14 protein-coding genes are annotated in these 12471 nt (G+C 57.5%); 6 read left to right on the top strand and 8 right to left on the bottom strand.

Annotation, left to right across the window (positions count from 1 at the left end):
- Position 1 precedes the first annotated feature (1 nt).
- The 3 genes from artQ to AB6T85_RS04715 all read left to right on the top strand — a co-directional run bounded on the left by artQ (position 2) and on the right by AB6T85_RS04715 (position 2276).
- A complete protein-coding gene (artQ, locus tag AB6T85_RS04705) occupies positions 2-724 on the top strand; it encodes an arginine ABC transporter permease ArtQ (RefSeq protein ID WP_125288751.1) in 723 nt (240 codons plus the stop codon).
- A complete protein-coding gene (artM, locus tag AB6T85_RS04710; protein WP_253454743.1) occupies positions 718-1386 on the top strand; it encodes an arginine ABC transporter permease ArtM in 669 nt (222 codons plus the stop codon). The genes artQ and artM overlap by 7 nt, the downstream gene beginning before the upstream one ends.
- 128 nt (positions 1387-1514) lie before the next feature.
- Entirely contained in the window at positions 1515-2276 is a 762-nt protein-coding gene (locus AB6T85_RS04715; RefSeq protein WP_301251236.1) for a transporter substrate-binding domain-containing protein, read from the top strand.
- On the opposite strand, the gene rlmC is transcribed toward AB6T85_RS04715, so the two are convergent.
- Positions 2262-3389 carry a 23S rRNA (uracil(747)-C(5))-methyltransferase RlmC gene (gene rlmC, locus AB6T85_RS04720; protein WP_369894913.1) on the bottom strand — a complete coding sequence of 376 codons (1128 nt, stop codon included), beginning with the start codon at positions 3387-3389 and terminating at the stop codon, positions 2262-2264. The genes AB6T85_RS04715 and rlmC overlap by 15 nt on opposite strands.
- 48 nt (positions 3390-3437) lie before the next feature.
- A complete protein-coding gene (locus AB6T85_RS04725; protein ID WP_301251309.1) occupies positions 3438-3890 on the bottom strand; it encodes a YbjO family protein in 453 nt (150 codons plus the stop codon).
- 262 nt (positions 3891-4152) lie between these two features.
- On the opposite strand from AB6T85_RS04725, the gene AB6T85_RS04730 reads away from it, so the two are divergent.
- The 3 genes from AB6T85_RS04730 to AB6T85_RS04740 are packed head-to-tail and all read left to right on the top strand — an operon-like array spanning position 4153 to position 6401.
- Positions 4153-4821: a nucleoside recognition domain-containing protein gene (locus AB6T85_RS04730; RefSeq protein ID WP_301251239.1), complete on the top strand. Its 669-nt coding sequence runs from the start codon at positions 4153-4155 to the stop codon at positions 4819-4821.
- Positions 4811-5284 (top strand): YjiG family protein, encoded by a 474-nt coding sequence (locus AB6T85_RS04735; protein WP_253454747.1) that lies wholly within the window; start codon positions 4811-4813, stop codon positions 5282-5284. The genes AB6T85_RS04730 and AB6T85_RS04735 overlap by 11 nt, the downstream gene beginning before the upstream one ends.
- A gap of 13 nt (positions 5285-5297) precedes the next feature.
- Positions 5298-6401, top strand: coding sequence for a M20 peptidase aminoacylase family protein (locus AB6T85_RS04740; RefSeq protein ID WP_369894916.1), 1104 nt, complete (start codon positions 5298-5300; stop codon positions 6399-6401).
- Positions 6402-6481: 80 nt separating this feature from the next.
- Here the strand turns inward: AB6T85_RS04740 and potI are convergent, their stop codons facing one another.
- From potI to rimK, 6 genes are all read right to left on the bottom strand, one after another.
- Complete coding sequence (gene potI / locus AB6T85_RS04745; protein WP_369894918.1) at positions 6482-7327, bottom strand: putrescine ABC transporter permease PotI; 846 nt, start codon at positions 7325-7327, stop codon at positions 6482-6484.
- A complete protein-coding gene (gene potH, locus AB6T85_RS04750; RefSeq protein ID WP_367652763.1) occupies positions 7324-8250 on the bottom strand; it encodes a putrescine ABC transporter permease PotH in 927 nt (308 codons plus the stop codon). The genes potI and potH overlap by 4 nt, the downstream gene beginning before the upstream one ends.
- A gap of 12 nt (positions 8251-8262) precedes the next feature.
- Positions 8263-9396: a putrescine ABC transporter ATP-binding subunit PotG gene (gene potG, locus AB6T85_RS04755; protein ID WP_369895045.1), complete on the bottom strand. Its 1134-nt coding sequence runs from the start codon at positions 9394-9396 to the stop codon at positions 8263-8265.
- A gap of 92 nt (positions 9397-9488) precedes the next feature.
- Positions 9489-10598: a spermidine/putrescine ABC transporter substrate-binding protein PotF gene (gene potF / locus AB6T85_RS04760; RefSeq protein ID WP_253454750.1), complete on the bottom strand. Its 1110-nt coding sequence runs from the start codon at positions 10596-10598 to the stop codon at positions 9489-9491.
- 396 nt (positions 10599-10994) lie between these two features.
- Positions 10995-11474, bottom strand: a complete 480-nt coding sequence (locus AB6T85_RS04765; protein ID WP_253454751.1) for a YbjN domain-containing protein — start codon at positions 11472-11474, stop codon at positions 10995-10997.
- Positions 11475-11560: 86 nt separating this feature from the next.
- Positions 11561-12463: a 30S ribosomal protein S6--L-glutamate ligase gene (gene rimK / locus AB6T85_RS04770; RefSeq protein ID WP_253454752.1), complete on the bottom strand. Its 903-nt coding sequence runs from the start codon at positions 12461-12463 to the stop codon at positions 11561-11563.
- Positions 12464-12471: the final 8 nt, after the last annotated feature.

Here is a 12471-nt window from a genome sequence, read left to right on the forward strand (position 1 = left end):
AATGAACGAATTTTATCCTCTTGCAAGCGCCGCCGGGATGACCGTCGGCCTTGCCGTTTCTGCGCTGGCCGCAGGCCTGATTCTGGCGATGATTTTCGCCGTCTGGGAGTCCGCCCGCTGGCGGCCGGTGGCCTGGCTCGGCACCGCGCTGGTGACGCTGTTTCGCGGGCTGCCGGAAATTCTGGTGGTGCTGTTCGTCTATTTTGGCGCCTCGCAGCTGTTACTGACGCTTTCCGACGGCTTTACGCTGCATCTGGGCTTCGCTTCATTGCCGGTACAGATGACGATTGAAAATTTCGACGTCAGCCCGTTTCTCTGCGGCGTTATCGCGCTGTCGATCCTTTATTCTTCTTACGCTTCACAGACGCTGCGCGGCGCGCTGAAGGCGGTGCCTCAGGGACAGTGGGAGTCGGGCCAGGCGCTGGGCATGAAAACGCCGGCGATATTCTTCCGTCTGATCCTGCCGCAAATGTGGCGTCACGCGCTGCCGGGCCTGGGCAACCAGTGGCTGGTGCTGCTGAAGGATACGGCGCTGGTATCGCTGATCAGCGTCAACGATATTATGCTGCAAACCAAAAGCATCGCCTCACGCACGCAGGAACCTTTTACCTGGTACATGGTGGCGGCGGCGATTTATTTAATTATCACGCTGCTCAGCCAACAGGTTTTAAAGCGTATCGAAGCGCGTACCACCCGTTTTGAGCAGGGGAATAACGGATGCTGAGCTATTTACCCGAGCTGCTGAAAGGGCTGCATACCAGCCTGACGCTGACGGTAGCCTCGCTGCTGCTGGCGCTGCTGCTGGCGTTGCTGTTCACGGTGATCCTGTCGCTGAAGATCCCGGTACTAAGCCAGGTCGTGCGCGGTTATATTACGCTGTTTACCGGCACGCCGCTGCTGGTGCAGATCTTTTTGATTTACTATGGGCCGGGACAGTTTCCTTCCATTCAGGCGATCCCGTGGCTATGGAACGGGCTGTCGCAGCCATGGCTTTGCGCCCTGCTCGCGCTTTCGCTTAACAGCGCGGCCTATACCACCCAGCTGTTTTACGGCGCGGTCAGAGCTATTCCTGCCGGTCAGTGGCAATCCTGTGCCGCGCTGGGGATGAACCGTAAAGATACGCTGCGTATTCTGCTGCCCTACGCGTTTAAACGCGCGCTTTCCTCTTATTCCAACGAGGTGGTACTGGTATTTAAGAGCACCTCGCTGGCTTATACCATTACGCTAATGGAAGTGATGGGCCAGGGACAGCAGCTTTACGGGCGTACCTACGACGTGACGGTTTTTGCCGCAGCGGGCGTCATTTACCTGTGCGTTAACGGCCTGCTGACGCTGATGATGCGCCTGATAGAACGACGAGCGCTGGCTTTCGAGCGCCGTAGCTAAACCATGCCGACGGCATCGGTCGTCGGCATTCGCCAAATAACAGCGCTTAACCGTCAGTTAATCCGCGCATAACGCCGCGGCGGCAGCCGTCATACTATCCCGATAATATTCACGCAAGGGCCGGAGACATGCTTAAGGTTTGCGTTTTTCTGCTTGTCGCATTTGCTGCCAACGCGCTGGCCAGCGGCCCGCTTCGCTTTGCCACTTCGGCGACCTATCCGCCTTTTGTCTACCTGAATGCCGGGCATCAGCTGGTGGGGTTTGATATCGAGCTGGCAAAAGCCCTGTGCGAAAAAATAGCGCGGCAGTGTCTCTTTACCAATAATGATTTTGACCGCCTGCTGCCTTCGCTAAAATTCAACCGCTATGACGCGGTGATTTCCGGCCTGGATATTACCGAAGAGCGCCGGGAAGAGGCGGATTTCACCCAGCCTTATCTGGAAAGTTCCGGCATGGTGATTGCGGTTAAAGGCCGCTACGCCTCTTTAGCGGAGCTACGCGGCAAGCGCGTTGGCGTCGCCGATGCCACAACCTTACAGGCCTGGCTGCAAAGTTCGTGGCCGGATATCATTCCTGTCGCGTACGACAACTATCAGAATGCGCTTCTGGATATCCGCAGCGCCAGGCTCGACGCCATTTTTGGCGAGACGCCTTCCATGCAGACCATCCTGAGAAGCAATCCCGGCCTGGACGCCGTAGGCAAGCCGATTACGGATAATCGCTATTTCAGTGCAGGCCTGGGTATCGCGGTACGTAAAGGCGATAAGGCGCTGCTGGAGCAGCTGAATGGCGCGCTACAAAGCCTGAGCGATGACGGTACGCTGCACATGCTGAAGCAGCGCTGGCTTGGCCCGGCGGCTGACCTGCCCGCCGAGTCAGAGATGCCGTAGCAGCGTCAGCACTTCGCCGTGCGCGGTATGCGGGAACATATCGAACAGCTGCACTTTAACAAGGGTATATTCGCTCAGGCGGGCGATATCGGTAGCCATGGTCTGCGCGTTGCAGCTGGAATAAAGAATGAACGGCGGCGCCATGCGGCTCAGATACTCGCAGAGTGCGGCGCCAATACCGCGACGCGGCGGATTGACCAGCACCAGATCGGGCGTGCTGCCTTCGCCGGTAGCAAACGCCGTAGAGTCCAGCGCGGCGAAGCTGACTTTCTCCAGCCCCATCTTTTCCGCTGACCGTTTAGCGCAGGCAATGGCCTCCGCGCTGATTTCAATGCCGGTCAGCGACATCTCTGGCGTGGCGCAATGCAGGCCGAAGCCGCCTACGCCGCAGAACAGATCCCACATGCTTTTGACGCCCAGCTCGCTTACCCATGCTCTTGCCGTAGCGTACAGCGAGGCGGCTACCGCCGGGTTGGTCTGAAAAAAACTCTGCGGCCGGATCCACAGCGGCACGTCGTTCAGCTGGTCGGCCAGCGCCTGATTTTCCGTTAGCGGGATCTCTTCTTCGCCTTCCAGAATCGCCATATGCACCGGCTGAATATTGGCTGAAATCACGCTCAGCTGCGGCAGCTGCGCCTGCAGGGCGGGCAGCGCGTTAGTGAGCTGGGCCAGCTTCTCTTTGGATCGCAGCACAAAGCGCAGCATCAGCTCGCCGCTGCGGCTGCTTTCCGTCAGCAGGATAAACTTCAGCTCGCCGCGCCTGCGCGCCACGTTATACGGCGTCAGACCCGCGCGGGCGATAAAGGGTTTCAGCTGCGCAAATACCGCGGCGAAGCTGTCGGGATAAAGCGGACAGCCACAAAGATCGACTGGCGTCCCGTCGCGATGCACAATGCCGAGCAGCGGGCGCTCCACGCTGCCGCTGACCACCATTTTCGCCTTGTTGCGAAAACCCTGCTGCGCCGAAGTGACCGGCGGCAGCCATTCGCTGACCGCCTGCGCGGACAGAAGCTGTTGCAGCTCAGACTGCTTCTGGTTCAGCTGTTGCGAATAGGGGCGATCCAGCCACTGGCAGGAGCGGCAGCGATCGGCATCATAAAGGGCGCAGTGCATGTCAAATCTCGTCAAACAAAAGCGGGCGGGGATTGTACCACTGTGGGATCAGCGCTGCTGAAAAAATTCCCGGCTGCTGGCAGGGAAAAAGAGCAGCCCCAGCACCAGCAGGTCAGGCAGCTTTTGCGAGAGCAGCAGATGCCCCTGCTCGCCGTGTAAAGAAAATATTTCCGGGCCGATCCAGCCCGCCGACGCCATCAGCATATAACCGATCACTATTAGCTGCGAACAGCCGTAGCCCAGACGTCCCCAGCGGCGGCCATGCAATAGCGCAAGCGCACAGCGTAGCTCAATAAAAAAGAGCAGCTGGCTGGCGATAAATATCAGGGTGGCGCTCCAGCTTTGCGCGGCAAGATGGATAACATTCAGCAGCGTATTCAGCCCCATTTCATGCACTTCCAGCGCGACGCTCAGGCAGCGTGTCATAATGATAGCGATTGCCGCCACCACCACCGGGACGGGGATCTCGCAGGCTGGCTCCTGTTTCAGCACCTCTGACATCATTTTCTCCCGTCCATGCTCCGTTTTAGTGCAGGTATGCCCGTGCAGCGTTCCCCTGCCCTCGTTTGCCGTGCTTTCGGCCACGGCTGTCGCTTCGTTAGCGCCAGAGAAAAAGAAAGCGCGAGGCTTTCTTTGCTCGATCCTCTTTCCTGGCACGATAACTGCTTCTCACCTGTTGAATTGGCAGCAATTTATGTTTAGTCCAGTTTACGCACAATTGCCACTGGATAAGATTTTTCGGATCGCTACTCGGGAGACAGAAATGGAGACTGGATCGGCAAAAGCTCGTGAAAACTGGACGCCAGGCATTGGCGCTTATCTGGCCCTGATCGTGGCTATTCTCTTTTTTTCCGGCCTGTTTTTAAACGTGGAAGGGGCAAAATGGCTGGGCGCGTTTGACTTCACCACCCTCGGCGGCAAGTTCGGCACCATTAAGGATGCCGCGCGCGCCACCTTTCTCGGTGAGGGCGGCACGGGCGCTAAAGCCGGTTTTCTGTTTGCGCTTTCGCTGGTGCCGACGGTGATGCTGGCGCTGGGCCTGCTGGAAATCTTCACCCACTATGGCGCCATCCGCGCCGCTCATAAGCTGCTGACGCCGCTGTTAAAACCCCTGCTCGGCATTCCGGGCCGCTGCGGGCTGGCGCTGATCACCGATTTGCAAAGCACCGACGCGGGCGCGGCGCTGACCAAAGAGCTGCACGATGAGAAACAGATAGGTAAAAAGGACGTGGTGATTATGGCCGCCTGGCAATACTCCGGCGCGGGGCTGATTAACAACTATTTTGCCATTGGCTCGGCGCTGTTCGTCTCGCTTTCCGTCCCGGTGCTGGTGCCGCTGGTGCTGATGTTTGTATTAAAGTTTGTTGGCGCTGCCGTGGTGCGCCTGGTGTTAGCTACTGTTTATAAGCAGGATTTCCAGCATGAAAAATAATCCGCCCGTTGCCGTTTCCCATAATCCTTTTGATGTGTTCGTGGTTGGCGCGCGCAAAGGGTTTCATATCGCTATTCATAATTTAATGCCTAACGTCATTATGGCGTACGTGATTGCCGAGATGCTTAACCTGCTGGGCGTGATGGCCTTTATCGGCAAGGTCTTTGCGCCCGTAATGGGCCTGTTTGGGCTACCGGGCGAAGCCGTGACGGTGCTGCTTACCGCCTGGCTTTCGTCGTCGGCCGGAACCGGCGTGGCGGTAAGCCTACTGGCGAAAGGCGTGCTGACCGGCGCCGATATTACCATCCTGGCGCCGGCCATCTTTCTGATGGGATCGCAGCTGCAATATATGGGTCGCCTGCTGGGCGTGGCCGACGTGCCGAAAAAGCACTGGCCGCTACTGATGCTGACCAGCGTTCTGAATGCCGTTATCGCCATGCTGGTGATGCGTTTTATCGCTTAATGGAGGCTTTATCGTGTTAAAAGTTTTGGAACATTACGCCTTTCTGCATGAAATCCCGGAGCTGGGATTTGAGGAGTTTAAGACTTCCGCTTACCTGGGTCAGCAGCTGAAAGCTGCCGGGTTTCAGGTGACGGAAAACGTCAACGGCACAACCGGTATCGTCGCCCTGCTCGACAGCGGCGTACCCGGCCCAACGCTGGCGCTGCGCGCCGATATGGACGCGCTGGGGCATATCATCGACGGCGAGGCCTGCGCGCGCCATACCTGCGGGCACGACGCGCACTCTTCCGTGGTGCTGACCGCCGCGCAGGAGCTAAAAGCAGAGAACGCAGTTAAACGAGGCCGCCTGAAGCTCATTTTCCAGCCAGCGGAAGAGTTGGGCACCGGCGCGCTGGCAATGGTAGCAGGCGGCGCGGTCGAGGATGTGGATATGCTGCTGGGCTTTCATCTTCGTCCGGCGGAGGAGTGCGCCGTCGGCACCGCGATCCCCGCCATGTACTATTCCGCCTGCGTCACTTTTGAAGCCACCATAGGTGGGCAAACCGCTCACGCCGCGCGGCCGCATTTGGGCATCAACGCGCTGGATGCCGCGGTCAGCGCCGTACAGGCTGTTAACGCCGTGCATATGGCGCCGGGTAAAAGCTGGAGCGCCAAGGCCACCCGGTTTTTATGCGATGCGGGCGTCACTAACTCCGTTCCCGACACGGCCCGCGTAGTGTTTGACCTGCGCGCGGCGGAAAACGAGGATATGACGCAGCTGCAAAGTCGGGTGGAGCGAGCGATAACGCAAAGCGCGGCGGCCTACGGCGCTACCGCTAAAATTGCAGTGCTGAAAGCGATGCCCGCCGCTGAGATCGATGCGGAGATGACGGCGCTGGTGGCGGAAGCGATCAAAGAGGTATTGGGTGAAGCGGCGTTAATGCCGGTACGCTCAACGCCGGGCAGTGAAGATTTCTTCCACTATCCCGTGCAGCGTCCGGCAATCAAAGCAGGGTTTTGGGGGCTGGGCACCGGCCTGACGCCGGGTTTGCACCATCCGGATATGCGTTTTGACCTGGATGCGCTGCCGGTCGGGGTAAAAATCTTTAAGGCCTGCGTGATAAAGATTTTAGGCTAGTCGCGCCGCCATTCAGGCTGGCGGCGCCGCCATTCAGGCTGGCGGCGCCGCCAGGCCGATCGTCCCTGATCGGCCTGCCGTTAGTGACCTTTTTGCGCGCGCTGCGCATCCCGAATGCGCTGTTTCTCTTCGTGCGCCATAAACCGCCAGGCAATAAAGCCAACAATACCCACCACAAACAGGATCAGCGACGCCAGCACGTTAATCTCCGGATTAACGCCGCGCCGCACGGTGGCGAAAATCTGCATTGGCAGCGTGGTCGCGCCCGGCCCGGTAACGAAGCTGGCAATCACCAGATCGTCCAGCGACAGCGTAAAGGCCAGCAGCCAGCCGGTGACGATCGCGGGCGCGATCATCGGTACGGTGATCACGAAGAAGACCTTCAGCGGCGTGGCACCTAAATCCATTGCCGCTTCCTCAATAGAGCGGTCCAGCTCGCGCAGACGGGCGTTGATCACTACCGCTACATAGGCCGTACAGAAAGTAACGTGCGCCAGCCAGATAGTGAGCATGCCGCGATCGCCAGGCCAGCCAAAGGTATTGCCCATTGCCACAAACAGCAGCAGCAGCGACAGCCCGGTGATCACGTCCGGCATCACCAGCGGTGCGGTAAGCATAAAGGCGAAGCCGGTTGATCCCTTAAAGCGGCCGAAGCGGACGATCGCTACCGCCGCCATCGTGCCCAAAATCACCGCGGCCGTTGCCGACAGCGCGGCGATGGTCAGACTCAGCGTGACCGCGCTTATCATCGCGCCATCGTGGAACAGCACGTTGTACCAGTGCAGCGAGAAGCTTTCCCAGGCGGCCAGCTGCGATGAGTTAAAGGAATAGACCACCAGCAGCACCATCGGCGCGTACAGGAAGAAAAAGCAGACTATCAGGATTGCAATACGCCACGGGGAGCGCACGGTCGGCAAAGCACTCATGCTTTTTCTCCCAGCTCTTTGTTCTGATGCTTATGAAACCAGATGATAGGCAGGATCAGGATCAGCAGAATAATTACCGCCAGCGCCGAGGCGACCGGCCAGTCGCGGTTGTTAAAGAACTCCTGCCACAGCACGCGGCCGATCATGATGCTGTCCGGGCCGCCGAGCAGTTCCGGGATAACGTATTCGCCGACTGCCGGAATAAACACCAGCATGGAGCCGGCGATAATGCCGCCTTTGGTCAGCGGCACTATCACGCTAAAGAACGTTTTCAGCGGACGGGCACCTAAATCCAGCGAGGCTTCCACCAGCGAATAGTCGATACGGGTAAGCGCCGTGTAAATAGGCAGCACCATAAAAGGCAGATAACAGTAGACAATGCCGATATAGACCGCGAGATTGGTATAAAGGATTGCCACCGGATGATCGGTAATGCCGCTCCACATCAGAAAACGGTTCAGCACGCCGTTATCGTTCAGAATGCCCATCCAGGCATAAACGCGCACCAAAAAGGAGGTCCAGGAAGGCAGGATCACCAGCAGCAGCAGGATATTGCGGGTAGAAGGCGAACTGTACGCCACGGCCCACGCCAGCGGATAGCCGATAATCAGGCAGGCTACGGTAGAAATTGCCGCCACCTGAAGCGAATGCAGATAGGCATCGATATAGAGCGGATCGTCCGTCAGCGTCAGATAGTTGCCAAAATTGATCACCGCGGTCAGCTGACCATCCGCCCAGCTGAACAGGTCCGTATAGGGTGGGATAGCTCGCGCAATATCGGCGAAGCTTATCTTGAGCACGATCAGAAACGGCAGCAGAAACAGCAGGACCAGCCAGAGATAAGGCAGCGCGATCGCCAGCTTGCGGCTTGAGCGCAGCCTGTTCAGCAATGCCGGACGTCTGGACGCAGTAACTTGAGTCATAAACGCCTCCCCTTATTGCGTCAGCACGACGCAGCTATCCGTATCCCAGCAGAGGCGGACTTCGTCTCCCCAGGTCGGTGCCCCTTTACGGAAGCGATAGCCATTCTGCAACTGCGCACTGATCATCTGGCCGCTGTGCAGGCGCACATGGTAGATGGAGAGATCGCCCAGATAGGCAATATACACCACTTCGCCCACGGCAAAGTTACAGCCATCGGCGGGCACTTCATCGCTCAGCATGACTTTTTCCGGGCGCAGCGCCACGTGTACAGGCACGCCGTCCACAATGGATGCGTCGGAATCAACCCTCAGCGGATGGATCAGGCCTGGACTGTCGATAATCAGGCCGTCTGGCTGGCGCTCGCGCAGCATTCCCTGAAAAATATTTGCTGAACCGATAAACTCGGCGCTGTAGCGCGTCGTGGGATGCTCGTAGATCTCTTCCGGCTCGCCGATCTGCACAAACTTGCCGCGATTCATAATGGCGATACGTCCGGCCATCGTCATCGCTTCTTCCTGATCGTGAGTAACCATCACGCAGGTCGCGCCAACGCGCTCCAGAATGTCCACCACCTCCAGCTGCATCCGGTCACGGAGTTTTTTATCCAGCGCGCCCATCGGCTCGTCCAGCAGCAGCAGCTTAGGGCGTTTAGCCAGGCTGCGGGCCAGCGCCACGCGCTGCCGTTGTCCGCCGGAAAGCTGGTGCGGCTTGCGCTTTGCATACTCCTGCATATGCACCAGCGCCAGCATCTCACTGACGCGCTCGGCGATCTCAGCCTTGGGCAGCCGATCCTGTTTCAGGCCGAAGGCGATATTTTGCTCTACCGTCATATGCGGAAAAAGCGCATAGGACTGAAACATCATATTGACCGGGCGTTGATAGGGCGGCACGTGGGAGAGATCCTGGCCATCCAGCATAATCTGCCCGGAGGTAGGCGCTTCAAACCCGGCCAGCATCCGCAGCAGCGTGGATTTGCCGCAGCCGGAAGCGCCCAGCAGCGCGAAGATCTCACCTTTGTAAATTGTCAGATTGACGTCGTCAACCGCGTGCTGTCCGTCAAAGGACTTGGTCAGATTGCGAATTTCCAGCAGCGGCGTAACCGCCCTGCTGACTTTTTTTTGCGGACGAGGGATCGCGTCGTTCACTTCCATTACACTCCGGCGCTTTTAAACGGTCATGCCGTATAAAAAGAAAACAGAGGCGGGGTCGCCTCTGTGCTAACTCAGTGAGGCTTCAGCTACTTGCCACTTTTAACTTTAGTCCATGCCCGCGTGCGCACACGATCGAGTTTCGGATCCTGGACTTTCAGCACAAACAATTTAGCCATCGTCTCCGCGTTGGGATAGATGCCCGGATTGTCGCGTACGCTGGCCTCCACTAACGGCACCGACGCTTTATTGCCGCTGGCGTAAAAAATCTTGTTGGAGATATTCGCCATCACGGCTGGCTCCATCAGATAGTTCAGGAACTGATAAGCCTCATCCATGTTCTTCGCATCTTTAGGAATGGCCAGCATATCGAAGAACGCCAGCGCGCCCTCTTTTGGAATGCTATAGGCGATGTTCACGCCGTTTTTCGCGGCGGCAGCGCGATTCTTCGCCTGCAGCACGTCGCCCGCCCAGCCGATAGCCACGCAGGTATTGCCGTTCGCCAGATCGTTAATGTACTGCGAAGAGTGGAAGTAGCGGATGCTCGGACGCAGCTTCAGCAGCAGATCGGTCGCCGCGCCGGAATAATCTTTGGCATCACTGCTGTTAGGATCTTTGCCCAGGTAGTTCAGAACGGTAGCAAAAATCTCTTCCGGGGCGTCCAGGAAAGAGACGCCGCAGCTTTTGAGTTTTTCCAGATTCTCCGGCTTCAGCACCAGATCCCAGCTGTTAACCGGCGCATCTTTGCCCAGTGCGGCTTTCACCTTATCGACGTTATAACCAATGCCGGTGGTGGCCCAAAGGTAGGGAATGGCGTATTTGTTGCCCGGATCGTGCTGCTCAACCTTTTTCAGCAAATCAGGATCGAGGTTTTTATAATTTGGCAGCTTGCTCTTATCCAGCGGCTGAAACACGCCGGACTGTAGCTGGCGAGCCAGAAAACTGGAGGATGGCACCACGATATCGTAGCCGGTGCTGCCGGCCATCAGCTTGCCTTCCAGCACCTCGTTGGAGTCGAACACGTCATAGACGACTTTAATGCCGCTCTGCTTCTCAAAATCAGGCACGGTATTGGGCGCAATATAGTCGGACCAGTTATAGACGTGCAGCGTCTTATCCGCCGCCGTGGCGCCAGCTGAAACCGCCATCACCATGCCAGCAACCAAGCCTGACAACCATTTTTTACGCTGGTTGAACATGTTTTCCATCCTCCTGAACAGAGATAATTACGGCTAAAAGCGGGCCAACGGCGTTTCGCTTACTGTAAGGATTAGCCGCCGCGCTGTTAAATAGAAAAAACCTATACCTGCTGCGACCTTGCACACAAAATGCAGTTTCGCAAGGATAGTCCCACAATGCAGGCCAGACCAGAGCCGGGCGCAAAAAACGCCTTTTATCGATATTCGCCTGGTTTTACTCTATGCAAGCGAGCCGGGAGCGGGAAAACGGCGCAGAAAATAGGGGAAAAACGGCCCTGAGCCAGCATAAAAGCGGGAAAAGCGCGGGGGAAAAATGAAGGAAACGGCCGGATGCGGCCTTAAACAGGGAGATATGCGTCCGTCAGGGCCGCCAGGCCCTGAAATAGTGACTGAAAATCAGTGCAGCATAGAGTGTGAAGCGATGATTTCGCCGCGATCTTCCTCTTCGCTCATCATCAGCAGATGATTGGCAAAGGCTTCCATCACTACCATTGAGATCTGCTCTTCACTCTGCTTCATAAAATGCACGAACTGCCCATAGGTCAGGCCAGCCGTGATGGTAAGCGACTGGCAGACAATCAGCTTGGGCAGATTATCATCCTGAATATCAACGAAAGCTTTCACCGTCAGTGAACTGGCGTTGATCTGTGACAGATCGCCCACCAGCGGGATCAGTGCGGTGGGTTTGACTTCCGCCAGCGCGGAAAACAGAATAACGTTGTCCACCAGATCCAGCTTGGCATCAAACACCCCGTCGAAATTCTGCATATGCGGCAGGTGAAGCGCCTGACAGGAATCGCACTCAAACCAGGTGATGCTCTGCTGATCCAGCCAACGTCGTAAAAGCTCGATATCGGGAACGACGAGTGAATCCATGTAATTGGTCTCTTACTGCCTTAAAATTGCGCCCTAGCTTACGTAAAAAAGCCCCTGAACACCACGACTGTGTAGTAAATATCAGGTCAACCGCCGGTTTTCAGACAGAAACCAGGCTTCGCCTGCTGCTCAATCCAGGCGATCATCTGCGTGGCGATATCCCTCCCCGTGGTCTTTTCGATGCCTTCCAGGCCCGGTGAAGCATTAACCTCCATCACCAGCGGCCCGCGCTCGGCGCGTAAAATATCCACGCCCGCCACGTCCAGACCCAGCGTCGCCGCCGCGTGCACGGCGATCTCGCGCTCGCTGTCGGTGATCTCCACCCTGCGCGCTTTGCCGCCGCGATGCAGGTTCGAGCGGAACTCGCCTTCTTTGGCCTGCCGCTCAATAGCCGCCACTACCCTGCCGCCGATCACCAGGCAGCGGATATCCTTGCCTCTGGCTTCCTTGATAAATTCCTGCACCAGAATATGCGCGTTAAGGCCGCGGAAAGCGTCAATCACGCTTTCGGCCGCCTGACGCGTCTCCGCCAGCACCACGCCGATGCCCTGCGTGCCCTCCACCAGCTTGACGACCAGCGGCGCGCCACCCACCATCTCGATCAGATCGCTGGTATCGTCCGGCGAATGCGCAAAGCCCGTAATCGGCATGGGAATGCCTTCCCTGGCAAGCAGCTGCAAAGAACGCAGCTTGTCGCGCGCGCGGGTGATAGCGACCGATTCGTTAAGCGGATAGCTGCCGCAAACCTCAAACTGCCGCAAAACGGCCGTGCCGTAAAAGGTGATAGCCGGTCCAATACGCGGGATAACCGCATCATAATGGCTCAGCTGCCTGCCCTGGTAATGAATGGCCGACGATCCGGGATTGATATTCATATAGCAGGACAGCGGATCGATAACTTCAACGCTGTGACCGCGTAGCTGGGCGGCTGCCAGCAGCCGCTTGCAGGAATAGAGCGAGCCGTCCCGGGAAAGAATCGCTATTTTCACCCGATTTC

This window comes from Erwinia aeris (genome assembly GCF_041224955.1).
In the GTDB taxonomy this organism is placed as follows: domain Bacteria; phylum Pseudomonadota; class Gammaproteobacteria; order Enterobacterales; family Enterobacteriaceae; genus Erwinia; species Erwinia aeris.